The sequence below is a fragment of the Bradyrhizobium sp. Ken51 genome (genome assembly GCF_055807435.1).
Genome location: NZ_JBVVPB010000008.1, coordinates 154,743 through 176,284, shown reverse-complemented (window position 1 = coordinate 176,284; position 21,542 = coordinate 154,743). Strand labels below are relative to the sequence as shown.

The following is a 21,542-nucleotide window of genomic DNA, read 5'->3' as shown; positions in this document are numbered from 1 at the left end:
GGCCGGGGCGCTAGTGTCCCCGGCGCAACCGCATATGCCGGACCGCAGCCCTGCCCGGGGGCGACTTGCACCGGGCATGCCAGCGATATGGGCGCGGAGAAGCCCGGCGAGAAGCCGGCCGGGCGCGGTCAGGGCAGCACTTCGCGCCGTTCGCCGAGCCGCTGATCGAGCTCGGCACGCTTGTCGGCCAACAGGCCGGCCTGGGCGGCCTCGATCACCGTGAACAACTCATGGGCGTCGCTGAGCCGGGTCACGGTGACATAGCTGGCGCCAGCCGCGTAGAGTTCATCCACATCCGACAACAGATCGGCCGTGGCAATGATCATGGCGGTCGGGTTGAGGGTGCGGACGTGGCGGACCAGCTTCTCGTTGCTGGCCCCCTTCAGAAGCGCATCCGGTACGCTGAGGATGATCATCTCGGACTTGCCGACGCCGGCATGGAGCAGCGTGTCGGCGCTGCTGATATCGCCATAGATCACGTGCAGGCCGCGCGATAGCAGCGTCTGGTACACATTGGGATTGAAGTCGATCACGGTGATCTGCTCGAGCAGCACCGGTGCCTGCCGTTCGATCTCGGCGAGCAGCGCGCTCGCCGCACGGAAAAAGCCGAGGATGACGATGCGGCGGGCCTCGCCATGGCCTTCGTGCCCTTCCTCACCATGGCCATTGCCGTGGTCGAGATCGCGCAGGCCTATCCGCTTCAGGGGGCCGATCGCCCAGCGGGTGATCTCGTCGCTGCGGGTCATCACGAAGGTCGACAGCACCGCCAGCACCACGAAGGCGAAGGAGGCCGCATTCGCCGTCTCGGCCGCGATGTGGTGGGCGGCGACGCCGGTCTGGATCACCACCAGCGAGAACTCGGAGATCTGCGCCAGGTTAAGTGCCGGCAACAGGCTGGCGCGCAGCCCCTGCTTCATCAGATAGAGCGGGGCGAAGGTAGTGACGAGGCGGCTCGCCACCGTGAATGCCGCGATCATCAGGGCAAGCCCGATCACGGAGAGGCCGGGCACGGGAATGGTCATGCCGAGCGCGACGAAGAACAGCGTGATGAAGAAATCGCGAAGCGTGGTGACCTTGGCCGTGACGTCGAGCGCGTAGGGAAAGGTCGAGAGCGAGACGCCGGCGATCAGGGCGCCCATCTCGCGCGACAGCGACAGCCGCTCGGCGGTCTCGGCGACCAGGAAGCACCAGGCGAGCGCGCCGAGCAGGATCAGCTCGGGGCGGCGGGCGATCTGGTGAAACAGGCGCGGCAGTACATAGCGGCTCACCAGCAGCGCGGCGGCGACCAGCACCGCGACGCGGCCGATCGAGAGCAGGATGACGCTGATTTCCAGATTGGCAAGGCTCGGCTGCACCGCCAGGAACAGGATCGCGAAGATGTCCTGGAGTACCAGCACGCCGAGGGTGATGCGGCCCGGCAGCGTGTCGAGCTCACGCTTCTCGTAGAGCACCTTGACGATGATGACGGTGCTCGACAGCGCGCAGGCCACGCAGAGATAAACCGCGTCGAACTGGCCCCCACCGAACGACAGGCCAATGCCGGCGAAGAACAGCACCCCGAGCAGGCAGCCGCCGATCAGCTGGCCGCCCGCCGCGAACAGGATGACCTTTCCCGCCCGCACGATCTTCTTCAGGTCGATCTCCAGGCCGATCATGAACAGCATGAAGATCAGGCCGAGCTCGGAGATGACGCTGATCGATTCCTGCGACTTGACCCAGCCGGCGCCAAATGGACCTATGCAGAACCCGGCGATAAGATAGGCCAGGATCAACGGTTGCCTGGAAAAGTGGGCAAGCAGGCCCAGCATCCAGGCAAACAGGATACAGAGAGTGATGTCGCGAATGAGTTCGTGCATGCCAGATTGGTCCGTTTTGCCGCACCCTAGTGATCGAGTGCGGCGCGGCAAGCGAGCAATTCGTCACATGCGGATCGGGCTCGCCATTGCAATGCTGCTATGCCCCCTCGCCTCCGCCAGCCCCGCATCCGCTCAATCCAAGGTCAATATCGAACAAAGCTTTGCCGATTCCCTCACCGCGCTGCCGAAGGAAGAACTCGCCGTCTCCGGCGGGTTCTACGTGCCGGCTTATTCCAGCGTCGCGATGAGCCAGGGCAAGCTGCGCGTCGACTTCTCGGTGACCCTGAGCGTGCACAACGCCTCCGAGACCCAGCCGCTGGTGGTCAAACGCATCGCCTATTTCGATACCGCGGGCAAGCAAGTCGAGAGCTATCTGAAGGCACCGGTCGCGTTGAAGCCCCTCGCCACCGTCTCGATCTTCATTCCGACCGACGACGTACGCGGCGGGACCGGAGCCAATTTCCTCGTCGATTGGGCTGCAACAAGCGAAATCGCCGAGCCTGCTGTCGAGGCCTTGATGGTTGGCGGCGTCGCCAATGCGCATTACGCTTTCATCAGCCAGGGGCGTCCGACTCGGACGGTCGGCAAGAAATAAGCAAGAAATACGACTGACCGGCGCAAAGCCGGCAGCCTCACAAGAATAGAACGAGGAACGCTCCCATGACGTCCAGCTTCGATTTTGCGCCCCTGTTTCCCGCAGGGCTGCCGGCCCCTTCTGCGCGCTGGACGGGCCTCGCCAAATACAGTTTTGTCGGTGGCAACAACGACTCCGAACAGCTGCCGCTCGCTCATCTGATCGAGGCCGCCAACCTGGCTCTGCAACGCGAAGGCCGCTCGCTCGCCACCTACGGGCTGGCACATGGTCCGCAGGGCTATCTGCCCTTGCGCGAATTCCTGGTGACGAAACTGAAGCGCGATGCCGGCATCAACTGCACGGTCGACGATCTCCTGATCGTGTCCGGCTCGCTGCAGGCGCTCGACCTCGTCAACGCCACGCTGCTGACGCGCGGCGATACCGTGATCTTCGAGCAGGATAGCTATCAGGGTTCGCTCACCCGCCTGGCACGGCTCGGCGTCAACGTGGTCGGCATCCCGCTCGACAAGGACGGCATGCGCATGGACGTGCTGGCCACGACGCTGGCCGACCTCAAGGTTCGCGGCGTCCGGCCGAAATACATCTACACCATTCCGACCGTGCAGAACCCGACCGGCAGCATCATGCCGGAGGGTCGCCGCACCGAGCTGTTGCGGCTGTCGGCAGACTACGGCGTGCCTGTATTCGAGGACGATTGCTATGCCGATCTGGTCTGGTCAGGACAGCGGCCGCCGGCGATCCACGCGATGAGCCCGAACGGCGGCGTGATCCATATCGGCTCGTTCTCGAAGTCGATCGCGCCCGCGCTGCGCGTCGGCTTCATCGTCGCGCCGTGGGATGTGATGTCGCGGATGCTGGCGCTGAAGACGGACGCCGGCTCGGGCGCGCTGGAGCAGATGGTGCTTGCCGCCTATTGCAAGCCGCATTTTTCAACCCACGTGCCGGCGCTGACGAAGGCGCTGCGGACCAAGCTCGACACGCTGATGGAAGCTCTCAACGAGCAGTTCGGGACGGCCGCCGAGTTCGAGGAGCCCAAGGGCGGCATATTCCTGTGGATGAAACTGCCCGATCAGGTGGATACGCTGAAGCTGTACCAGGCCGCGCTTGCCGCCGGCGTCTCGATCAATCCGGGGCCGGAATGGTCGACCGACAAGAATCATTCCAGATCGCGCCTGCGGCTGTGCTTTGCGAGCCCCTCACATCAGCAGATCCGCGAGGGCGTCGCCGTGCTGGCCGAGATCTGCCGCAAAGAGTTCGGTGTGCCGGCCCGCAGCGCCAATGTGGAGAAGGCGCAAATGTGAGGGCGATGCCTTAAGCCGCGACGTGAAACTCCACGTTCACCTGGCCGCTGCCGGATGACGGAAAGTACTCACAGAGCTGCTCGGCCCTGTCATGGTACTCGTACCAGCCAAGCGCGGCGAACAGCATGATGGTGTCGGCCATACCGCCCTCACCGTTGCACTTGGTTGCGTAATCCGGAAGCATGTCGAGGAATTCGCGGTAGCGACGGCTCTGCCAAAGCTCGAGCACGCGCAGGTCGACCTGGCGGTTGAACTCGCTGGCAACGCTCGTCCACGCCTCTGGGCCCAGCTTCTTGTTGGGCCAGAGCCGATGTGAGAGCGAGCCGCTGGCCAAGATCGCAACCCGTTCGCCGGATTTCTCGATGGCACGTCGCGTCGCCTCGCCGAGAGTCCGGCTTTCCTCGAACGACGTGAACAGCGGCGAGGCGATCGAAACCACCCTCGCGAAGCCGTCCGAATTCATGTAGTGCATCGGCACGATCGTGCCATATTCAAGCCCGAGGCTCGGCACTTGATGCGCGTTGACATCGAGCCCTGCAACGCCGGCTTCGGCGGCGATCGCTTCGGAGAGCCTCGTGTCGCCCGGCAGATCATAACTCAAATCCTGAATCATGTGCGGCGCCTCGTGGCTGGTGAACGAGGCGCGATGCCGCGCGTTGGCGTTGATGTGATAGCCGAAATTGGAGAGCCAGTGGGTGTCGAACACCACGAAGGTGGTGACGCCGCGCGCTTTCGCCCGCCGACCGAGTTCGCGCAAGGAGTCCACGGCCGCCTCGCGCGCCGAGCGCAAATGACTGCCGGGCTTTTCCGAGAGCATCAGCGATGGGACATGCGTGACCTTGGCTGCCAGTACGAGTTGCCCCATCGTGCTCACCTCAAGCGTCAAGCCGCCTGGGGCTGGCTGCCGTGGATCGCGGAGGCCAGCCGCAGCAGCAGCACGATCGAGACATTGCCCTTGCCGGCCTCGATCTGGGCGATGTAGCGCTCGGATATCCCGGAGCGGCGGGCAAGCTCCCGGCGCGACAGGACGCAGCGCATGCGTGAGGACTTCAAGCGGTCGCCCAGCTCGGCCAAAAACGCGGTCTCGGAATAAGGCGGCACGGCACAGCTCCCCGGCAGCACCTCGCCTGCGAAATCCCTGACTTGATTCAGCATCGGTCTATCCAATTTCGCCTTCGGGAGCGCCATCCTACCGGGGAAACCGGCTGCCTCATTGACGCGGATCAAATTCGCGCGCGAATGGCGGCCAGCGTGGACGATCGCGCGCGGGATGCTACACTTCGGAATTATTCGGAGGTGGGGCTTTTCAGGACATGACGAGTTGTTTGAGCCGCTGGATCGCGGCAGCAGTGCTGTGGGCTGCGTTCGCGCCCGCAGCCGGTGCCGAGTCGCTCGCGGCGACCATCGAGCAATGGGGACTGCTCGGCTCATGGGCGGTCAATTGCGCGGCCCGGCCCGACCGCGACAAGGGCGCGCTCTTGACTTACGAGATCCGGAAGGACGGAAGGGTGATGTACCGGCGCAATTTCGGCGAGGCCAAGGACGAAAACGAAGTGGTATCGGCGATGGTCAACGCCGACGGCCTGCTCAATGTGATGGTGTACTTCCCCTTGCTGCAGCAGACGCGCGAGTTCGGTCTGCTACTCTCAAAGCAAGGCAGCTTGCGCGCAATCTACAATCGCAGTGAGCGCGGCGAGTACACGATCAGGGACGGCAAATACGTCGCGACAGGCGCGCCAACACCCGCACAACAGCGCTGCGATTAACCCACCTGAACAGGCGTTCAGAATTCTCCTGCGATTCCTCCGGAACGTTCACGCGAATGCGCCGTTTAGATTTGCATTCCATTGGAGGAGGACATCATGAAGAAGTTTGGTTATGTGCTTGCCGCTGTCGGCGCGCTCGCGGTTGCATTGCCGACGCTCGCCAGCGCGGAGACGGTGGTGATCAAGCGCGGAGGTCATCATCACGGCGCGTACGGCGCCCGCGCCGAATACGGCATGCATCGCGATCACGGCTGGCATCGCGGCTGGCGCCATCGCGACCGAGTCGTCGTGATCAAGCGTGGTCACCGCCATCATTGGGACTAATGCGCAACGCAATACGGAAATGGCCCCTCACGGGGCCATTTCTTTGCGTGTACGAAACGGTCGGCGAGGTCAGTCCCATGCCGGCGCAAAGCCGGGATTGACGCAGCGCCTGTCCTTCGGCAGCGCGGCGATCTTGTTGCGGTCGGCATCGTCGAGCGTGATCTTCAGCGCGTCGAGATTGGCCTGCTGGCTCTCGCGGCGTGAGGCTTTCGGGATCGCGGCGACACCGTCTTGGTCGAGCAGCCATTTCAGCGCGACCTGCGCGGCGCTTGCATTGTGCTTGGCGCCGATCTCGGCCAGCACCGGATCGGAGGCGACGCGCCCCTGTGCCAGCGGGCAATAGGCGACCAGCGGGATCGACTTGGCGTTGAGATAGGCCAGCACCTTCGATTGATCGAGCATGGCGTGATATTCGATCTGATTGCAGGCGATCGGCGCCTTGATGTCCTCGACCGCGATCTTGAGCAGCGCCGTGGTGAAGTTGGCAACGCCGATCGCCCGCGTGCGCCCCTCCTCCTTCAGCGTCATCAAGGTCTCGAACACCGCACCCCAGTTCGCGGCCCTGGACGGCCAGTGCACGAGATAGAGGTCAACATGGTCGAGCCGCAGCTTGTTCAGGCTGGTGTCGAAGGCGCGGCGGATGGCGTCGGGGCTGAGGTTCTCGTGCCAGACTTTTGTCGTGACGTGCAGCTCGCCGCGCGGCAGCCGGGCCGCAGCGAGCGCCGCGCCGATCGGCTCTTCGTTGCCGTACATCTCAGCGGTATCGATATGGCGATAGCCGATCGAGAGCGCGCTCTCGACCGCCGCGCGGCAGGCATCGCCCTGCATGCGGAAGGTCCCGAGGCCGAGCTTGGGCATGCTGATGCCCTGTGTCTTGAGAGTATCCATGAAAAGGCTCCTGACGTCGTTCAGCCCGCCGGGGGCCAGCAGCGATGCTGCGTGAGCAGACTCTTCGGGGATGGAAAAGAGGTGGCGGGAATGGACAGCATAGCGCGGCAGGTGCACGGCGGCCAATCAAGATCGGGTTAGCGACCTACGAATGCTGCGCCACCACGGCTGGACGCACCTGCGGTTGCGGCACGATATCGACCGACCAGAGGTCCCGGTTGTCGACGTCCTTCAGCGTCACTGTCATCACGCCGGTTCGGCCTTCAATGTCGACCTTGCCGAAGAACTGGAGTCCGAAACAGGGGGCCAAATTCTCGCCCTGCGCTTCACTGCATCCGTTCTGGTATATCGCGACCGGACCAAAGGTGTTGTCGAGCTCGCCCGGCCCCCAGGTGCCGGCATGCAAGGGCCCCGAGACGAACTCCCAGAACGGTTCGAAGTCTTGGAATTGCGCCCTGTTCGGATCGTAATAGTGCGCGGCGGTGTAGTGCATGTCGGCGGTGAGCCAGACGATGTTGCGGAGTCCGGCGCGCTTGATGGAGGCGAGAAGATCGGCGATCTCGTGCTCACGCCGGTCGGGCGGCCCATCACCCAGCGCGACCGCATCGAGGCTGACCAGCCCGATCGGCAGATCGGCCGCGATCACCTTCCAGGTCGCGCGCGAGGCGGCGAGCTCACGCTTCACCCAGGCGAGCTGTTCGGCACCGAGGATCCAGCCGCGGTGATCGTCGCCCTTGTTCCAGTTTTCATCGCGATAGCTGCGCATGTCGATCATGAACACGTCGAGCAACGGACCATAAGCGATCTTGCGATAGACCCGCCCCTTTCGCGCGCCGATGTCGCGGATGGGCATGAAGTCGAAGAAGGCGCGGCGGGCGCGCGAGACCAGGCGCGGGGTGCCGTCATCCTCATGGCCGGCCCCGTCATAGCTGCCGGTCGGCGACCAGTCGTTGGTGACCTCGTGATCATCCCATTGTGCAAACATCGGCACCTCGGCATGGAAGGACCGGAAGTGCTCGTCGAGATGGTTGTATTTGTAATTGCCGCGGAACTGCGCCAGCGTGTGCGCGACCTCGGATTTCTCCTCGGTCACGACATTGCGCCAGATCTCGCCGTTCGGCAGCGTCTGCTCGGAGGGAATCGTGCAGTCGGCATAGATGTGGTCGCCGGAGTGGATGAAGAAGTCCGGGCGATTTTCGAGCATGGTGCGATAGCTGCGGTAGCCACCGCGCGATGTGTCGATGCCCCAGCCCTGCCCCGCGGTATCGCCGGACCACAGGAACGAAATCGAGCGGCCGGCAGCCGGCGCAGTGCGGAAATGGCCAACGCGGCTTTCGCCGGCGATGCCGGTCGCGATGTCGTCGAAGCGCACACGATAGAAGATGTCCTGCCCGGGCGGCAGATCTTCCAGCAGCAATTTCGAGGTGAAGTCGGCATCGGGCGACGCATCGCGCGAAGCCGACGCGATGACGGTCTTGAAACTTTCCACGGTCGAATAGTCGACCTGCATCCGCGCCGGCCGGTCGGCGCGCGCCCAGATCACGGCGGAGCCAGCCGAGACGTCGCCGGACTGGATGCCGCCTGCGATCTGCGGACGATCCGCGGCACGGCTGAGATGTGGCGTTGCGAGCGCGGCGACGGCGAGGCTCGAGGTGGAACGGACCAGGAATTGCCGCCGGGTCCAGGCGCGCGAGGCGCGGAGCGCTACCATTCAGGAAACCTTCGTCGAATCGCGACGGAAGGTGCCTGCGTCGTTTGACCCCCGGCTTACGGTTTCTTGACCGCGGGCCTACGGTTTTGCGACGTACGGATGACGGCTCGGAACTGAGCTAATGCTTCCAGTTGCAGATGCCGCCGGTGCGACAGGGCCAGGTCTGGATGCGGGTGTCCATCGCCTGCGCGTCGAGCGGATTGCCGTGGCGATGCGCGAGCTTGGTGCGTGCCGCACCGCGTGGCTGCGCGGGCTTGGCGTGCGCGACCTTCGGCACCGGCACGCGCACGCGTTCGGCGGCGACCTTCTTCGGCACGTCGACCGGCTCGGCGCGCGCCTGCGCCTCGTTGCTGCCGCGCGCCTCCAGCGCGACCGGCGCGAATTGGGTTTCGGGCCCGAGCCGCTTCGGCGACAGCACCGCCTTGGAAAGATCGAGGCCGAGATATTCGTCGGGCTTGTAGTCGTCAGCGCGCGCGACGCCGGCCCATGCGAGCACGAGGGCAACGGCAATTGCAAAAGGAGCGCTCTTTGGAATCACGGACGCCTCCTGAAATTGATTGTTAAGAGGTAATTTACCTCTATTTAGGAGGCGTCGCGCGCAATTCCAGCGGTCAACTGCCGCCGTGGTTAAGAAGTTTGGCGGTGTCAGGCGACCTTTCGCGGTGCACCCGCCCCTTCAAGAAACCCCATCAGGCGGGTACGGATGATGGTTTCCGCCTCAGCCATGATCCTGTCGACGAGTTCCTTGCAGGTGGGGATGTCGTGGATGAGGCCTGCGACCATGCCGCAGCTCCACGCGCCCGCGTCCATTTGACCATCCAGCATGATCCTGGGATAGACGCCCGCGACCTGGTCGTGGATGTCGTCGATCTTCAGCTTGTCGCCCTTCTCGCGTTCGATCTCGAGCAGACGGTCGACATTGGCGTTCTTCAGCACGCGCTCGGTGTTGCGCAGGCTCCGCATGATCAGGCGGGTGTCGAGCTCGGTCGCGGCGACCAGCGCGTTCTTGACGTTCTGATGCACTGGGGCTTCCTTGGTGGCGATGAAGCGCGTGCCCATGTTCATGCCGGCCGCCCCCAGCGACAGTGCCGCGACGAGGCTGCGGCCGTCGGCCATGCCGCCGGAGGCAACGAACGGAATCTTCAATTCCTCTGCCGCGCGCGGCAGCAGAATCATGTTGGGAATGTCGTCCTCGCCGGGATGGCCGCCGCACTCAAAACCATCGACGCTGACGGCGTCGCATCCGATGCGCTCGGCCTTGAGGGAGTGGCGCACCGAGGTGCATTTGTGAATGACCTTGATCCCGGCGGCCTTCAGCGCTGGCATGTAGGCTTCCGGGCTGCGGCCCGCGGTCTCCACGGACTTGATGCCGCCTTCGACGATGGCGGCGATGTATTCCGGATAAGGCGGCGCGGCGAAGGTCGGCAGAAAGGTGAGGTTCACGCCGAACGGCTTGTCGGTCATGTCACGGCAGCGCGCGATCTCTTTGGCCAACAGCTCCGGCGTCTTCTGCGTGAGACCGGTGATGATGCCGAGCCCGCCGGCATTGGAGACGGCAGCCGCCAGCTCGGCAAAGCCGACGAAATGCATGCCGCCCTGGATGATGGGGTGCTCGATGCCGAACAGTTCGGTGATCGCGGTCTTCACTTAAATTACCTCCCGGGCTTTTGCTTGACGTTCGGACCCAGTCTAGCCGGACTTTTGCGCCGCGGTCACCATTTCTCTCCGAACGGCCGTTGGCTCAATGCCCCCGCGCGGGGGCGCCCAGCTTGATCGGGCGCAGCACCGCGGCGGTCGGGATCATCAGCACCGCGATGATCGCGAGCGTCCAGAACACGTCGATATAGGCGAGCAAATCGACCTGATGCTGCAAGGTGCGGCCGACCCAGGCGACCGCCTGCGCGGCCGCATCGCTCGCATTCGAGCCCTGAGCCTGGAAGAAGCGGGTCATCGTCTCGATGGTCTGCTGGTAGCCGAGGTCCGACGGCGCGGCGTGCTCGATCAGGCGGCTCTGATGGAATTGCTGGCGCTGCGCCAGAATGGTCTGCGCCAATGCGACGCCCATGGAGCCGCCGATATTGCGGGCGACGTTGATCAGCGCCGAGGCCTGGTTGGTCTTGTCGGGCGGCACACCGTCATAGGACGCGGTCGTGACAGGCAGGAACAGGAAAGGCAGACCCAGCGCGAGGAAGATGCGCGACATCGCGGCATAGCCGTAGGTGATATCGCCGGTGAGGCCCGTGAGATGCCACATCGAGAACGCGACGATGGTGGCGCCAAGCATGATGAGGTATTTCGGCTGCACGCTGCTGACGAGACGGCCGACCACCGGCATCAGCACCAGGGTCGCGATTCCGCCCGGTGACAACGCGAGCCCCGCCAGCATGGCGGTGTAGTTCAAGTCGCTCTGGAGGAGTTGCGGCAAGAGCTGCGTCGTCGAGATCAGCACCGCGCCGGTCGCAAGCATGACCAGGAAGCAAGCGGCGAACTGACGGCGGCCGAGCAGGCGGAGATCGACGATGGGATCCTCGCGCGTCAGCTCCCACGGGATCAGCGCAACCAGCGAGACGGCCGAAAGCACCGCGAAGAACACGATCATGTTCGAGCCGAACCAGTCGTTGCGCTGGCCCTCGTCGAGCACGTATTCGAGCGAGCCAAGCCCGCTCGCGACCAGCAGGAAGCCGACATAGTCGACGCGCAGGCCCTTGCTCAGCAGCTTCTCCCTCTCCTCCTCCGCACCCGAGGGCTCCTTGACCAGCGTGCCGACCAGGAACAGCGACAGCAATCCCATGGGGACGTTGATCAGGAACACCCAGTGCCACGTGTAGGTGTCGGTGATCCAGCCGCCGAGCGTCGGACCGACCACGGGCGCGACCACGACGGCCACGCCATAGATTGCGAAGGCCTGGCCGCGCTTGTGCGGCGGGAAGGAGTCGGCGAGGATCGCCTGCTCGCTGGTCGCCATGCCGCCGCCACCAAGGCCCTGAAGGATGCGGAACAGCACCAGCGACTGCAAATTCCAGGCAAAGCCGCACAAAAGCGAGGAGACCGTGAAGATCGCAACGCAGATCATGTAGAAGCGCTTGCGGCCGATCACGGTCGACAGCCATCCCGAGATCGACAGCACGATGGCGTTGGCGACGAGATAGCTGGTGATGACGTAGGTGCTCTCGTCGATGCCGACGGCTAGCCCACCGGCGATGTGGCGCAAGGCGACGTTGGCGATGGTGGTGTCGAGCACCTCCATGAAGGTGGCGATCGAGACGACGAACGCGATGAGATAGGGATTATGACCGCCCGCCGCCGAGCGCTCCGGCGACCAGCCGCCTGCGGACGCGCCGCCTTGCGCCGTGTCGGTCATCGCACCCTGGTCCAGGGCACGACCGACATGCCGGGACCAACGGGCAAATCGGCCGGCCAGCTGTCGACCACGATCTTCACCGGCACGCGCTGCACCACCTTGACGTAATTGCCGGTGGCGTTCTCTGCCGGCAGCAGGCTGAACGCAGTGCCGGAGCCCGGCTGAACGGACTCGACATGGCCGGTCAGCTTGCGCCCGGGATAGGCGTCGATGCGGATCTCGACCGGCTGGCCAGGCCGCATGTCATTGAGCTGCGTCTCCTTGTAATTGGCGACGATCCAGACTTCGTCGGGCACGAACATCATCAAGCTCTGGCCCGCGTTGACGAAGGTGCCCTTGGCGCCGCTGAGCTTGACGACGCGGCCGGACTGCGCCGCAACGACGCTGGTATATTGCAGGTTCAGCTTGGCCTGATCGAGCTGCGCCTGCGACTGCTCGAGCTGCGCCTGGGCACCCTCGAGCTGCGCTTGCAGCGTCTTGATGCCGACTTGCGCGGCCGTCACCGCGGTCTTCGCGCGCTCGGTGTTGGCCTGCTGCGCCTGAAGATCGGAGCGGGTCTGCTGCTGGCGCTGCACGGTGCCGGCACCTTTCTCGACCAGATCCTGGGCGCGCGCGAATTCTTCCTGCGAGAACTGGAGCTGGGCCTGGGCCTGTTCGAGCTGCGCCTCCGCCTGCTTGATCTGCTCCTGCTGCGAAACGATCTGCGCCTCGACATTGGCGATGTTCGCCCTGGCGACCGCGACCTGAGCATTGGCCTGATCGATGGCGATGCGATAGTCGCGCTCGTCGATCTTGGCAAGAATGTCCCCGGCGTTGACATGCTGGTTGTCCGTGACGGGGATGTCGGTCACGTAGCCGCCGACCTTCGAGGCCACGGAAAAGCTGCGCGCCGCGACGAAGGCATCGTCGGTGGATTCATAGTGGCGCACCTGGAGCCAATAGAGCACTCCGCCGATCAGGGCCGCGAGCAAGAGGATGGCGCCAACGGTTGCCAGCAACCAATGCTCGCGAATCCGGTCTCGCAGTGACGGCGCCTTCGCCGGCCTCGAGTCCTCGGCGTCACGGGCCTGATCAGGAGATGTCTTCGGAGCTTGCTTTGCCCTCTGCGGCTGCTCCGCGGACGGTTCACGCTCCCGTGTTTGAGCATCCACGGTGAACACCTTTCTCGGGGATCAAACTGGCGGCAGAGCCGCCAAAGCCGGCACACGCGCCGCGAGCCCAACTGCAACTCCTGATCATGGTTCCGCTTGTTGCGAGCACCATCGCGTTCGTGAACGCCCTGCCCAAAAAGGAAGCGCGGCACAATACGTGCCGCGCCCGCATCGATATCTCATGGGAAGTGCACCTGGAGTTAGTGCGTCTTCGTCGCTTGCCATTTCTCGAGATCGGGCTTCACCTCGTCCGATCCCTGCTCTTTTTCCGGAGTGCCCTTCCAGGGCTTGTCCGTCTGCTTGTGCGAACCCCAGTCGCTCTGCTGCCGGGGATCGTCGTTAGGCCGTTCCTTGCTCATCGAGCTTCCTTTCGGTGGAAACGCTTACGCGAAGGGGACGCCGTAATAGGAGTTGATGCCGCGAACCGCGGCGTCATCACCCCAGTTCCAATCGCTCCGTTCGCCGTATTTCGGCGCGCCTTCCAGCTCCTTGGTGGTGATGCCGGTGACATAGCCGCCGAGCTCCGTGTCGTATTTCAGCGACTGCCACGGCAGCGGGTAATGGTCGTTGCCGAGGCCCAGAAATCCGCCGAAGCCGAGCACGGCGTAGGACACCTTGCCGCTGATCTTGTCGATCATCACGCGTTCGATCGAGCCGATTTTGTTGCGATCGGCGCCATAGACCGATGTTCCCTCGACCTTGTCGCTGCCGATCAACCGACCCATCTCGTCTCTGTCCAGTTCACCCTGATTCAACATCTCAATTCTCCACTCAGCCAGTGTGGAGACAACCCGAAGAGGTGCTCGATCGTTCCGGCATGTTCCGCCAGACTTGAGGAACATCGCCGGAAACGGGCGGTTCTCTCAAATTCAAATCCCGGAAACCAAATACCGGAAAACGAAGGGCCGCCCTCGATGTCCCAGACCGTCTCCGACTTCATCGTTCAACGTCTGCATCAATGGGGCGTGCGCCACCTCTTTGGCTATCCCGGCGACGGCATCAACGGCGTGTTCGGGGCCCTTCAGCGCGCTGAGGGCAAGATCGGCTTTGTCCAGGCGCGGCATGAGGAGATGGCCGCCTTCATGGCGACCGCCTATGCGAAGTTCTCCGGCCAACTCGGGGTCTGTATCGCAACTTCGGGCCCCGGCGCCTCGCATCTGATCACCGGGCTCTATGATGCCCTGCTCGATCACCAGCCCGTGCTCGCGATCGTCGGTCAGCAGGCGCGCAATGCACTGGGCGGACACTATCAGCAGGAACTCGATCTGGTCTCGATGTTCAAGGATGTGGCTGGCGCCTATGTCATGCAGGCCTCCTCGCCGGCGCAGATCCGGCATCTGATCGATCGGTCGATCCGGATCGCGCTGGCACGGCGGACGCCAACGGTGATCATCCTGCCTAACGACATCCAGGAGGAGCCGTACGAGGATCCGCCGCGTGCTCATGGTACCCTGCACTCCGGCATCGGCTATAGCGCGCCAAGCATCAGGCCTCGTGACGCTGACCTCGACCGTGCCGCCGAAGTGCTCAATGCTGGCAAAAAGGTCGCGATGCTCGTCGGCGCCGGCGCGCTCCACGCCACCGAGGAGGTGATCGCGGTCGCCGACCGCTTGTCAGCCGGCTGCGCCAAGGCGCTGCTCGGCAAGGCAGCGCTCCCCGACGATCTGCCCTGGGTCACCGGCTCGATCGGCCTGCTCGGCACCGAACCCAGCTACAACATGATGATGGAATGCGACACGCTGCTGATGGTCGGCTCCGCCTTTCCCTATGCCGAATTCCTGCCGAAGGAAGGCGCGGCGCGCGGCGTGCAGATCGACATCGACGCCAGCATGATGTCGATCCGCTTCCCCATGGAGGTTGGCCTGGTCGGCGATGCCGCCGAGACGCTGCGCGCCCTGCTGCCGCGGCTCGCACCCAAGACCGACGGCGCCTGGCGCCAGGGCATCCAGGACGACGTCGCGAAATGGTGGAAGACGCTAGATGATCGGGCACATCAGCCCGCAGCACCGGTCAATCCGCAGCTCGTCGCCTGGGAGCTGTCTCCGCGCCTGCCGGACCGTGCCATCATCACCAGCGATTCCGGCTCCTGCGCCAACTGGTTCGCGCGCGACCTGAAGATGCGCCGCGGCATGACGGCCTCGCTCTCAGGCGGCCTCGCCTCGATGGGTGCGGCGGTGCCCTATGCACTCGCCGCGAAATACGCCCATTCCGACCGCCCGGTGATTGCCCTCGTCGGCGACGGCGCGATGCAGATGAACAACATGGCCGAACTGATCACCGCCGCGAAGTATTGGCGCGACTGGAAGGATCCGCGCTTCATCGTCTGCGTCTTCAACAACGAAGACCTCAACCAGGTGACCTGGGAGCAGCGCGTCATCAACGGCGATCCGAAATTCGAGGCATCGCAGCGCATCCCAAACGTGTCCTATTCGCGCTTTGCCGAACTGATCGGCCTCTCCGGCATCTACGTCGACAACCCGCGGCTACTGGGCTCGGCCTGGGAGCAGGCGCTGGCGAGCGAAATGCCGGTGGTACTGGAGGTCAAGACCGACCCCGAAGTGCCGCCGCTGCCGCCGCACATCACCTTGCAGCAGGCCAAGAACTTCTCTCTTGCGCTGCTGAAGGGCGACCCCAACGAGAGCGGAGTAATCAAGGGCGCGGCGCGGCAGGTGTTGGAAAAGATCCTGCCTGGAAGTGAATGAGGTGAAGCATGAGCGATTTCCGCGATATCCAGCATGGCGTGAACGATCCCGTCGATGGCCTCGACGTGAAGCGGCAGATCAACGACAACCGGACGCCGCACGAGCGGGCACAACGCCATGCAGACGTACGTGCCGAGGCCACCGCCACGCCGACCGAGCCGTTCATGCCTGAACGGCTTCGGCGCAAGCCGACCGATCCAATCAACCCACGGAGCGGGAGGAGACCGACGGATTAGCCGTTAGGAACTCCCGCCGCTGCAACGTGTTGGTGGGCGCAACGTCGCGCGGCGAGAGGCTGCGCGCCCATTCGGAGGGATCGGACCATGAAACGTACCATCATCGCAGCTGCTTGCGTGCTTCTCGCAGGCCCCGCGCTCGCCCAGTCGCTTGGCGAGAAGACCGGCGTCAACTCGGCGCTCGGCGTCGCGCCCGCTACCGCCGACTTCGTCAAGGAAGTCGCCATCAGCGACATGTTCGAAATCGAGTCGAGCAAGCTCGCCCAGCAGAAAGGCAACGCGCAGGAGAAGACCTTTGCGCAGCAAATGGTGACCGACCACACCAAGACCAGCAGCGAACTCAAGGGCCTCGTCAGCGGCGGCAAGGTGCAGGCGACCCTGCCGACAGCACTCGACAGCTCGCATCAGAGCAAGCTCGACAAGCTCAAGAGCGCGAACGGCAAGGACTTCAGCTCGGACTACAATTCGTACCAGGTCAGCGCCCATGAGGACGCGGTCTCGCTGTTCGAGCGTTACGCCAAGGGCGGCGACAATTCCGACCTGAAGGATTGGGCCGGCAAGACGCTGCCGGCGCTCAAGCACCACCTCGACATGGCCAAGGAGCTCGGCAAGGCGCCGAGCGTCGGTCAGACCAAGTAAACATCTTCCGAGGACGCCGGCTCGTGGGTCGGCGTCCTCCCGTTTTGCAACGATGCCTCTCTCCGCGCATTGGGATCGCGAGATCGCGGAGACCGTCATGACACATCAAGACAAGGCTTCCATATCCCGCCGGCACGTCGTCCAAGCGGCGAGCGCAACGCTTGCTGCTGCTTCGCTGGCCTCTTCGACAGCGAAAGGAGACACATCCATGGCCGAGCAGAAACTCGTCGATCCCGTCAGCCGTTTTCCAAAGCCGCCGTTCAAAAAACAGTCGCAGCCCTGGCCTGGCCTCGCCGGCAAGATGGAGCCGCCTCCGGATCACGGCGAGACCAGCTACAAGGGCTCCGGCCGGCTCGCCGGACGCAAGGCGCTGATCACCGGAGGCGATTCCGGCATGGGCCGCGCCGCCGCGATAGCGTACGCACGCGAAGGCGCCGACGTCGCCATCAACTATCTGCCGGCGGAAGAGCCGGATGCGCAGGACGTCATCGCGCTGATCAAGAAGGAAGGGCGTACCGGGCTCGCCATTCCCGGCGACCTCAAGGATGAGGCTTTCTGCAAGACGCTGGTCGAGCAGGCCGTCCAAGGTCTCGGCGGACTCGACATAGTCGTCTGCAACGCGGCGCGGCAGCAGACACGTGCGTCCATTCTCGACGTCTCCTCGGAAGACTTCGACGCGACCATGAAGACCAACATCTACGCGCCGTTCTGGATCATCAGGGCGGCGCTGTCGCATTTGAAGCCCGGCTCGTGCATTATCGGCACGACGTCGGAGCAGGCTTACGACCCCTCGCCCGATCTCTACGATTATGCGCAGACCAAGGCGGCGACGATGAACTACGTGAAGTCGCTGGCGAAGCAGCTCGCCTCCAAGGGCATCCGGGTCAACGGCGTCGCACCGGGACCGATCTGGACGCCGCTCCAGGTCTCCGGCGGCGCCACGATGGAGAAGCTCGAAAAATTCGGCGGCATGACGCCGCTCGGCCGTCCCGGCCAGCCCGCCGAACTGGCCTCCATTTACGTGCAGCTTGCCGCGGCCGACGCGAGCTATGCGACCGGCCAAGTGTATGGGTCCGCTGGCGGTTCGGGACAGCCGTAAACGGCGCTTTGGTCTGGCCGCAGGCTGATGCCGCAAAGTTGAGCCCAGGAACCTTCTTAGTCTCCGGGCTTTACAAAACTGTCACAAAGGACATCACGCTTGCAGACAGATGGCATTGGTAGAGGTCAAACCCAGCCGGATCGACACCGCGATCGCGGATACGATCGCTGATCACACCAATTCAGGCGTCGAGCACACGGCGCAGACATTAACCTGGGCCGCCGACGAGCACGTGCTGCTCGTGCTGGCCGCAATAGGGTGGCTCTATACTCACATTCGGCAGCCGCAACAGCGGCCCGTGGCAAATCACATGCTGGCCGTGTCGCTGGCAACGGCCGTCCTGCCGCATCTCCTGAAATCCGTGTTCGATCAGACCAGGCCAGACCGGCTGACCGTACGCGGGCACGGGCATGGAGTACCCGTCTCAGGACGGGCGCGCGACGCCTTCCCGTCCGGTCACGCCGTCCATATGGGCGCCCTTGCCTCGGCGGCGGGCTTGCTGCCGAAGACGCCGCGCCGATTGCTGCGCACGGTCGCGATCGCGCTGTCGCTGACCCGGATCGCAGTACTCGCGCATTGGGCAAGCGACGTGATCGCAGGCTTTGCGCTTGGCGCGGCCGTAGAGAGACTCTTGGGGCCATGGACACTGACGCAATCGTTCCGCAAGCAAGTCAATCGGCGGGAAAAGCCGTGACCGAATATATCGTGCGCTTCATCGCCGGTGGCATCATCGTCTCCGCTTTTGCGATCCTGGGCGATATGCTCAAACCCAAAAGCTTTGCGGGGTTGCTCGGCGCAGCACCGTCAGTCGCATTGGCGACGCTCGGCATCGCCGTCGTCCAGCACGGACCGCAATATGCCGCGGCCGAAAGCTGGACGATGATCTATGGCGCGGTCGCGCTCGGCTGCTACAGCGTCGTCGTCTGCCATCTGCTGATCAGATACCGTGTGTCCGCGCTGCCCGCGACCGTCCTCGCTCTCATCGTGTGGCTTGCGGTCGCCTTCGGCCTGCTCGCCGGCTTCGGAGGTGCGGCCTGATGCCGGTCAAGCTGTCGCTCTCCGCACTCAAGCAGACACGCTGGTACGAATACGGCATTCGTTTCCTGCTCGGCGGCCTGGCGACCGTGCTCACGGGGGTTCTGGGAGCGCGCTTCGGTGTGTCCGTCGGCGGACTTTTCCTTGCGCTTCCCGCCATCTTCTGCGCCAGCGCCACGCTGGTCGAAAGCCATGAACGCCGCACCAAGGAGAAGGCCGGCCTCAGCGGCACGCGCCGCGGGCAAGAGGCCGCCGGGCTCGACGCAGCGGGTGCCGCCTGGGGAAGCATCGGTCTCCTGGCATTCGCCACCGTCTTTCATTTCACCGTGGCTGCCAGCGTTACGGGCGCTTTCGCTGCCGCGTTGATAGCCTGGGCCGTCGTTTCGGTATCGGCCTGGTGGCTCAGGCGCAAGCTGCGCAGCGTCTCCCGCAAACCGCACCGATCAGCTCATTCGCTATCGGCAAAAGGCTCTCCCCTGGCGAAGCGCTAGCCCGCTTTGGCCTGCGTCGACGGCTGCAATCTCGGCGGTTGAAGGCCCGGGCTGTTGGCCCAGCGCTCGACCTGCTCGATGACCTTCTGGTGGCTCGGGCGCACCGGTTTGGGTGCGTCGCTCTCTTCGACATGTTTGCGGGGCAATCTGACTTCGTTGGTCATGACGTCTCTCCCATTTGCGGGAAGCATACACCTGCCCAACGACCTCTGCATCATATAACTTATTGATTTCATTCTATTATTTTACTCACTTGGCGCCATAGAAGCATCTTATGGAACCGCGGTGGAATGAGTTCGTTGAGTAAACTACTCAACTTGCTCATTTGGATGATTGATCATGAACGACCTTCGCGCCGAGCGGCTCCAGGTCATGCTGTCACCGGAAGAACTGGCGGCGGTCGACGACTTCCGGTTCAAACATCGCATGCCGACGCGAGCCGCGGCTGTGCGCGAGCTCCTCAAGCTCGGACTGGCCACCGCCGCTGTCGATGCAGGGCCTAATGTCAAATCGAGCAGGTTCGGGGTTTTCGGACGCGGCCCGGACGGCCACACACAACCGCATCCGCAGCGCGACACAGAAGATTAGTCCAGCCTGATGCTCAACAAAACGGCCCCGGCACGGGTGCCAGGGCCGTCCTTGGAGATTACTTCCGGATCACCGGGGGCATGACAACCGGAAGCAATCCCTCGACTCTTTGCGCGCCGATTCGTTCCTGATGGAATTAGCCGCTCGGGGCGTCGCCGGAATCATCGGGCGCCATGCCGGAGCCGGGCGTCTTGCTGTTGTCGTTCAGTTTGGGATCGCGCGTGGCCTCACGAGAGGACGAGCCCTTTGGCTCCGACTTGTGCACGGTCTGCGCGCGCTGCTTGTCCCGCGGCTGCTGTTCACCGCGCTGATCTCTGATGATGCCTTGGTCGGAATGCGCCATGATATCTCTCGCCTCTTTGCTGTCTCGAAGCGCTTACGCGCCGGAGCGTCGAAGGTTCCGGACGCGCGAGACGAGACTGCGGCTAACTGTGCGCCGAGTGCACCGGGGCCGATGCGTTCTCATGATGCACCTGCCGCACCGTCGTCACCGTGGCGAACGCGACCGACACGCCAAAGGCAAGAATGAGCGAAAGAAGAGCCAGACGTGGAGCCATTGCAAAAACCTCCTGGATAGGAAATCAACGCGATCGACTGTTACGAATGATCCTGCTTGCCGTCCGTGAGCAGTCTCACACGCAGATCCACGAAACGAGAGCGTTACGCATCCTGCTTTTGAAGGACGCGGGCTGGAACGGGCGGGACCTCGCCGTCGAGCCAATCCTGCTCGTTGGCGAGTGCCGTCCACGCGTTTGCCATGCGCAGAAAACGCTTGTGCGCCGGCTGTCCTTCGGACCGCTCGGCGAGCTGGAGGCAGTTGTCGGCGTTATCCCTGAAGATCTCAGACTGTTTCATGAAGATGAATTGGGGACGGAACCGTCACGTCGCAACCGGCCTTACCGGATCGTAACCTCTGCGGAACTTTCCACCTCCGTCCGCCATTGGATATCCATGCGGATTCATCTCGCGATCGTTTTGGCGTTCATCAGCACGGCAGCGCTTGCCGACAGCACCGGGGAGCGACGGCCGGCCGGCCGCACGCCGACCGCAACCGAGGCCATCAGCGAACTCTACACCTTCAGCCGCTTCCAGCAGGGCCTGCTGGAGAGCACCGACCTCAAGGGCAATGCCGAGGTCAAGAACCTCGCCGCCCTGCGCGCCGAAGAAGCGGCCCGCCGGGACAAGGCCTTGAAGGAGATTCAGGAGGCGATCGGTACCGAACCGCGCGTCACCAAGACGACCCCGGCGAGCGCGAGCTTGGTCGAGCCCGAAACCTCGGACGGACCCACTTTCGTCAGAAGCTTCTATGCCGCGCAGATCCCCGAGTATGAAGCGGTGATCGACCTGCTCGAACGCTATCTCAAGGCGCCAGACAATGCCGCGCTTGCAGCGTTCGCGCGTGAGCAGCTCCCGATGTTGCGCTCGCAGGTCAAGGACGCCGAGCGCACCATGGCGGACAAGTAGGGCTGCCAAGCAATCCCTTACTTTTGTCGGCTCTCCGGCTGCGCGCTGCGGCTGCCCTCCAGCATCTTGTCGCGGCCGGCATCCCCATTGTCATCCTTGCCGCCCGAACTCGACGTGCCGCTACCGCTGGGATTGGACCGGGCTGACGTACCCGTGGTTGGTGTGTCCGCGCGTGGGGTCGCGGAGCTTGCGGCGGGATCGCCGGTGACGGCCCCGCGGCCGCTGGGGGCCCCGCCCTGCGCGAACGCCGATCCGGCCAACAACATCACGGTCCCGATGACGGCAAATCCTGCTTTCATGTGCGCTCTCCCTGTACTTGCGGGCTTAACAGCAGG

General features: G+C 63.9%; 29 protein-coding genes. 13 read left to right on the top strand and 16 right to left on the bottom strand.

Going from position 1 to position 21,542, the window contains the following annotated elements; genetic code table 11:
- Window positions 1-128: 128 nt before the first annotated feature.
- Window positions 129-1,856 carry a cation:proton antiporter gene (locus tag AC0L27_RS16265; RefSeq protein ID WP_354257969.1) on the bottom strand — a complete coding sequence of 576 codons (1,728 nt, stop codon included), beginning with the start codon at window positions 1,854-1,856 and terminating at the stop codon, window positions 129-131.
- 67 nt (window positions 1,857-1,923) lie between these two features.
- On the opposite strand from AC0L27_RS16265, the gene AC0L27_RS16260 reads away from it, so the two are divergent.
- Window positions 1,924-2,451, top strand: coding sequence for a DUF3124 domain-containing protein (locus tag AC0L27_RS16260; RefSeq protein WP_354209183.1), 528 nt, complete (start codon window positions 1,924-1,926; stop codon window positions 2,449-2,451).
- Window positions 2,452-2,516: 65 nt separating this feature from the next.
- Complete coding sequence (locus AC0L27_RS16255) at window positions 2,517-3,752, top strand: aminotransferase-like domain-containing protein (RefSeq protein WP_354209012.1); 1,236 nt, start codon at window positions 2,517-2,519, stop codon at window positions 3,750-3,752.
- Between the two features lie 10 nt (window positions 3,753-3,762).
- Here the strand turns inward: AC0L27_RS16255 and hpaD are convergent, their stop codons facing one another.
- Window positions 3,763-4,617 (bottom strand): 3,4-dihydroxyphenylacetate 2,3-dioxygenase, encoded by an 855-nt coding sequence (gene hpaD, locus AC0L27_RS16250; protein WP_354209014.1) that lies wholly within the window; start codon window positions 4,615-4,617, stop codon window positions 3,763-3,765.
- 17 nt (window positions 4,618-4,634) lie between these two features.
- Window positions 4,635-4,907 carry a helix-turn-helix domain-containing protein gene (locus AC0L27_RS16245; RefSeq protein ID WP_354209016.1) on the bottom strand — a complete coding sequence of 91 codons (273 nt, stop codon included), beginning with the start codon at window positions 4,905-4,907 and terminating at the stop codon, window positions 4,635-4,637.
- Between the two features lie 158 nt (window positions 4,908-5,065).
- On the opposite strand from AC0L27_RS16245, the gene AC0L27_RS16240 reads away from it, so the two are divergent.
- A complete protein-coding gene (locus AC0L27_RS16240) occupies window positions 5,066-5,518 on the top strand; it encodes a hypothetical protein (RefSeq protein ID WP_354209017.1) in 453 nt (150 codons plus the stop codon).
- 96 nt (window positions 5,519-5,614) lie between these two features.
- Complete coding sequence (locus AC0L27_RS16235; RefSeq protein WP_275171737.1) at window positions 5,615-5,842, top strand: hypothetical protein; 228 nt, start codon at window positions 5,615-5,617, stop codon at window positions 5,840-5,842.
- 69 nt (window positions 5,843-5,911) lie between these two features.
- On the opposite strand, the gene AC0L27_RS16230 is transcribed toward AC0L27_RS16235, so the two are convergent.
- The 8 genes from AC0L27_RS16230 to AC0L27_RS16195 form a co-directional block, all read right to left on the bottom strand.
- The gene (locus AC0L27_RS16230) at window positions 5,912-6,730 is read right to left on the bottom strand and encodes an aldo/keto reductase (RefSeq protein WP_354209019.1); all 819 of its coding nucleotides are present in this window, start codon (window positions 6,728-6,730) and stop codon (window positions 5,912-5,914) included.
- Between the two features lie 145 nt (window positions 6,731-6,875).
- Window positions 6,876-8,441, bottom strand: coding sequence for an alkaline phosphatase D family protein (locus AC0L27_RS16225; RefSeq protein WP_354209021.1), 1,566 nt, complete (start codon window positions 8,439-8,441; stop codon window positions 6,876-6,878).
- Window positions 8,442-8,559: 118 nt separating this feature from the next.
- The gene (locus AC0L27_RS16220; protein WP_275171732.1) at window positions 8,560-8,979 is read right to left on the bottom strand and encodes a hypothetical protein; all 420 of its coding nucleotides are present in this window, start codon (window positions 8,977-8,979) and stop codon (window positions 8,560-8,562) included.
- Between the two features lie 107 nt (window positions 8,980-9,086).
- Window positions 9,087-10,088 carry an NAD(P)H-dependent flavin oxidoreductase gene (locus AC0L27_RS16215; RefSeq protein ID WP_275171730.1) on the bottom strand — a complete coding sequence of 334 codons (1,002 nt, stop codon included), beginning with the start codon at window positions 10,086-10,088 and terminating at the stop codon, window positions 9,087-9,089.
- A 94-nt stretch (window positions 10,089-10,182) separates the two neighbouring features.
- Window positions 10,183-11,802: a DHA2 family efflux MFS transporter permease subunit gene (locus AC0L27_RS16210; protein ID WP_354209025.1), complete on the bottom strand. Its 1,620-nt coding sequence runs from the start codon at window positions 11,800-11,802 to the stop codon at window positions 10,183-10,185.
- Window positions 11,799-12,953 carry an HlyD family secretion protein gene (locus AC0L27_RS16205; protein WP_473319654.1) on the bottom strand — a complete coding sequence of 385 codons (1,155 nt, stop codon included), beginning with the start codon at window positions 12,951-12,953 and terminating at the stop codon, window positions 11,799-11,801. Before AC0L27_RS16205 ends, AC0L27_RS16210 begins: the two co-directional genes overlap by 4 nt.
- 200 nt (window positions 12,954-13,153) lie before the next feature.
- Window positions 13,154-13,312, bottom strand: coding sequence for a hypothetical protein (locus AC0L27_RS16200; protein ID WP_275171724.1), 159 nt, complete (start codon window positions 13,310-13,312; stop codon window positions 13,154-13,156).
- A gap of 24 nt (window positions 13,313-13,336) precedes the next feature.
- Entirely contained in the window at window positions 13,337-13,711 is a 375-nt protein-coding gene (locus tag AC0L27_RS16195) for a PRC-barrel domain-containing protein (RefSeq protein ID WP_275171722.1), read from the bottom strand.
- A 156-nt stretch (window positions 13,712-13,867) separates the two neighbouring features.
- On the opposite strand from AC0L27_RS16195, the gene AC0L27_RS16190 reads away from it, so the two are divergent.
- The 7 genes from AC0L27_RS16190 (at window position 13,868) to AC0L27_RS16160 (ending at window position 19,155) form a co-directional block, all read left to right on the top strand.
- The gene (locus tag AC0L27_RS16190; RefSeq protein ID WP_354209030.1) at window positions 13,868-15,655 is read left to right on the top strand and encodes a thiamine pyrophosphate-requiring protein; all 1,788 of its coding nucleotides are present in this window, start codon (window positions 13,868-13,870) and stop codon (window positions 15,653-15,655) included.
- 8 nt (window positions 15,656-15,663) lie between these two features.
- Window positions 15,664-15,891, top strand: coding sequence for a hypothetical protein (locus AC0L27_RS16185; protein ID WP_354209031.1), 228 nt, complete (start codon window positions 15,664-15,666; stop codon window positions 15,889-15,891).
- Window positions 15,892-15,978: 87 nt separating this feature from the next.
- Entirely contained in the window at window positions 15,979-16,530 is a 552-nt protein-coding gene (locus AC0L27_RS16180) for a DUF4142 domain-containing protein (protein WP_354209033.1), read from the top strand.
- A 208-nt stretch (window positions 16,531-16,738) separates the two neighbouring features.
- On the top strand, window positions 16,739-17,629 hold the full coding sequence (locus AC0L27_RS16175; protein ID WP_275171718.1) for an SDR family oxidoreductase: 891 nt from the start codon (window positions 16,739-16,741) through the stop codon (window positions 17,627-17,629).
- A 109-nt stretch (window positions 17,630-17,738) separates the two neighbouring features.
- Window positions 17,739-18,323, top strand: coding sequence for a phosphatase PAP2 family protein (locus tag AC0L27_RS16170; protein ID WP_473319652.1), 585 nt, complete (start codon window positions 17,739-17,741; stop codon window positions 18,321-18,323).
- On the top strand, window positions 18,320-18,667 hold the full coding sequence (locus AC0L27_RS16165) for a DUF3147 family protein (RefSeq protein WP_275171714.1): 348 nt from the start codon (window positions 18,320-18,322) through the stop codon (window positions 18,665-18,667). The genes AC0L27_RS16170 and AC0L27_RS16165 overlap by 4 nt, the downstream gene beginning before the upstream one ends.
- Window positions 18,667-19,155 (top strand): DUF3147 family protein, encoded by a 489-nt coding sequence (locus tag AC0L27_RS16160; protein ID WP_275171712.1) that lies wholly within the window; start codon window positions 18,667-18,669, stop codon window positions 19,153-19,155. The genes AC0L27_RS16165 and AC0L27_RS16160 overlap by 1 nt, the downstream gene beginning before the upstream one ends.
- On the opposite strand, the gene AC0L27_RS16155 is transcribed toward AC0L27_RS16160, so the two are convergent.
- Complete coding sequence (locus AC0L27_RS16155) at window positions 19,152-19,319, bottom strand: hypothetical protein (protein WP_275171710.1); 168 nt, start codon at window positions 19,317-19,319, stop codon at window positions 19,152-19,154. The genes AC0L27_RS16160 and AC0L27_RS16155 overlap by 4 nt on opposite strands.
- Before the next feature lie 175 nt (window positions 19,320-19,494).
- Here AC0L27_RS16155 and AC0L27_RS16150 point away from each other — a divergent pair, with 175 nt between their 5' ends.
- Entirely contained in the window at window positions 19,495-19,743 is a 249-nt protein-coding gene (locus tag AC0L27_RS16150) for a hypothetical protein (RefSeq protein ID WP_275171708.1), read from the top strand.
- A 136-nt stretch (window positions 19,744-19,879) separates the two neighbouring features.
- On the opposite strand, the gene AC0L27_RS16145 is transcribed toward AC0L27_RS16150, so the two are convergent.
- The 3 genes from AC0L27_RS16145 to AC0L27_RS16135 form a co-directional block, all read right to left on the bottom strand.
- Window positions 19,880-20,086: a hypothetical protein gene (locus AC0L27_RS16145; RefSeq protein ID WP_354257973.1), complete on the bottom strand. Its 207-nt coding sequence runs from the start codon at window positions 20,084-20,086 to the stop codon at window positions 19,880-19,882.
- Between the two features lie 82 nt (window positions 20,087-20,168).
- On the bottom strand, window positions 20,169-20,300 hold the full coding sequence (locus AC0L27_RS16140) for a hypothetical protein (RefSeq protein WP_256379041.1): 132 nt from the start codon (window positions 20,298-20,300) through the stop codon (window positions 20,169-20,171).
- Window positions 20,301-20,403: 103 nt separating this feature from the next.
- Window positions 20,404-20,598 carry a hypothetical protein gene (locus tag AC0L27_RS16135; RefSeq protein ID WP_354209035.1) on the bottom strand — a complete coding sequence of 65 codons (195 nt, stop codon included), beginning with the start codon at window positions 20,596-20,598 and terminating at the stop codon, window positions 20,404-20,406.
- A 96-nt stretch (window positions 20,599-20,694) separates the two neighbouring features.
- Here AC0L27_RS16135 and AC0L27_RS16130 point away from each other — a divergent pair, with 96 nt between their 5' ends.
- Window positions 20,695-21,207 (top strand): DUF4142 domain-containing protein, encoded by a 513-nt coding sequence (locus AC0L27_RS16130; RefSeq protein ID WP_354209036.1) that lies wholly within the window; start codon window positions 20,695-20,697, stop codon window positions 21,205-21,207.
- 17 nt (window positions 21,208-21,224) lie between these two features.
- Here AC0L27_RS16130 and AC0L27_RS16125 read toward each other — a convergent pair whose 3' ends face one another.
- On the bottom strand, window positions 21,225-21,506 hold the full coding sequence (locus AC0L27_RS16125) for a hypothetical protein (RefSeq protein ID WP_354209037.1): 282 nt from the start codon (window positions 21,504-21,506) through the stop codon (window positions 21,225-21,227).
- Between the last annotated feature and the right edge of the window lie 36 nt (window positions 21,507-21,542).

Excerpts from the sequence above, each read along its gene's own strand:
- AC0L27_RS16265 (WP_354257969.1), bottom strand. The coding sequence starts at position 1,856 with ATGCACGAACTCATTCGCGACATCACTCTCTGTATCCTGTTTGCCTGG.
- AC0L27_RS16260 (WP_354209183.1), top strand. The coding sequence starts at position 1,924 with ATGCGGATCGGGCTCGCCATTGCAATGCTGCTATGCCCCCTCGCCTCC.
- AC0L27_RS16255 (WP_354209012.1), top strand. The coding sequence starts at position 2,517 with ATGACGTCCAGCTTCGATTTTGCGCCCCTGTTTCCCGCAGGGCTGCCG.
- hpaD (WP_354209014.1), bottom strand. The coding sequence starts at position 4,617 with ATGGGGCAACTCGTACTGGCAGCCAAGGTCACGCATGTCCCATCGCTG.
- AC0L27_RS16245 (WP_354209016.1), bottom strand. The coding sequence starts at position 4,907 with ATGCTGAATCAAGTCAGGGATTTCGCAGGCGAGGTGCTGCCGGGGAGC.
- AC0L27_RS16240 (WP_354209017.1), top strand. The coding sequence starts at position 5,066 with ATGACGAGTTGTTTGAGCCGCTGGATCGCGGCAGCAGTGCTGTGGGCT.
- AC0L27_RS16235 (WP_275171737.1), top strand. The coding sequence starts at position 5,615 with ATGAAGAAGTTTGGTTATGTGCTTGCCGCTGTCGGCGCGCTCGCGGTT.
- AC0L27_RS16230 (WP_354209019.1), bottom strand. The coding sequence starts at position 6,730 with ATGGATACTCTCAAGACACAGGGCATCAGCATGCCCAAGCTCGGCCTC.
- AC0L27_RS16225 (WP_354209021.1), bottom strand. The coding sequence starts at position 8,441 with ATGGTAGCGCTCCGCGCCTCGCGCGCCTGGACCCGGCGGCAATTCCTG.
- AC0L27_RS16210 (WP_354209025.1), bottom strand. The coding sequence starts at position 11,802 with ATGACCGACACGGCGCAAGGCGGCGCGTCCGCAGGCGGCTGGTCGCCG.
- AC0L27_RS16200 (WP_275171724.1), bottom strand. The coding sequence starts at position 13,312 with ATGAGCAAGGAACGGCCTAACGACGATCCCCGGCAGCAGAGCGACTGG.
- AC0L27_RS16195 (WP_275171722.1), bottom strand. The coding sequence starts at position 13,711 with ATGTTGAATCAGGGTGAACTGGACAGAGACGAGATGGGTCGGTTGATC.
- AC0L27_RS16190 (WP_354209030.1), top strand. The coding sequence starts at position 13,868 with ATGTCCCAGACCGTCTCCGACTTCATCGTTCAACGTCTGCATCAATGG.
- AC0L27_RS16185 (WP_354209031.1), top strand. The coding sequence starts at position 15,664 with ATGAGCGATTTCCGCGATATCCAGCATGGCGTGAACGATCCCGTCGAT.
- AC0L27_RS16180 (WP_354209033.1), top strand. The coding sequence starts at position 15,979 with ATGAAACGTACCATCATCGCAGCTGCTTGCGTGCTTCTCGCAGGCCCC.
- AC0L27_RS16175 (WP_275171718.1), top strand. The coding sequence starts at position 16,739 with ATGGCCGAGCAGAAACTCGTCGATCCCGTCAGCCGTTTTCCAAAGCCG.
- AC0L27_RS16170 (WP_473319652.1), top strand. The coding sequence starts at position 17,739 with ATGGCATTGGTAGAGGTCAAACCCAGCCGGATCGACACCGCGATCGCG.
- AC0L27_RS16160 (WP_275171712.1), top strand. The coding sequence starts at position 18,667 with ATGCCGGTCAAGCTGTCGCTCTCCGCACTCAAGCAGACACGCTGGTAC.
- AC0L27_RS16155 (WP_275171710.1), bottom strand. The coding sequence starts at position 19,319 with ATGACCAACGAAGTCAGATTGCCCCGCAAACATGTCGAAGAGAGCGAC.
- AC0L27_RS16150 (WP_275171708.1), top strand. The coding sequence starts at position 19,495 with ATGAACGACCTTCGCGCCGAGCGGCTCCAGGTCATGCTGTCACCGGAA.
- AC0L27_RS16145 (WP_354257973.1), bottom strand. The coding sequence starts at position 20,086 with ATGGCGCATTCCGACCAAGGCATCATCAGAGATCAGCGCGGTGAACAG.
- AC0L27_RS16140 (WP_256379041.1), bottom strand. The coding sequence starts at position 20,300 with ATGGCTCCACGTCTGGCTCTTCTTTCGCTCATTCTTGCCTTTGGCGTG.
- AC0L27_RS16135 (WP_354209035.1), bottom strand. The coding sequence starts at position 20,598 with ATGAAACAGTCTGAGATCTTCAGGGATAACGCCGACAACTGCCTCCAG.
- AC0L27_RS16130 (WP_354209036.1), top strand. The coding sequence starts at position 20,695 with ATGCGGATTCATCTCGCGATCGTTTTGGCGTTCATCAGCACGGCAGCG.
- AC0L27_RS16125 (WP_354209037.1), bottom strand. The coding sequence starts at position 21,506 with ATGAAAGCAGGATTTGCCGTCATCGGGACCGTGATGTTGTTGGCCGGA.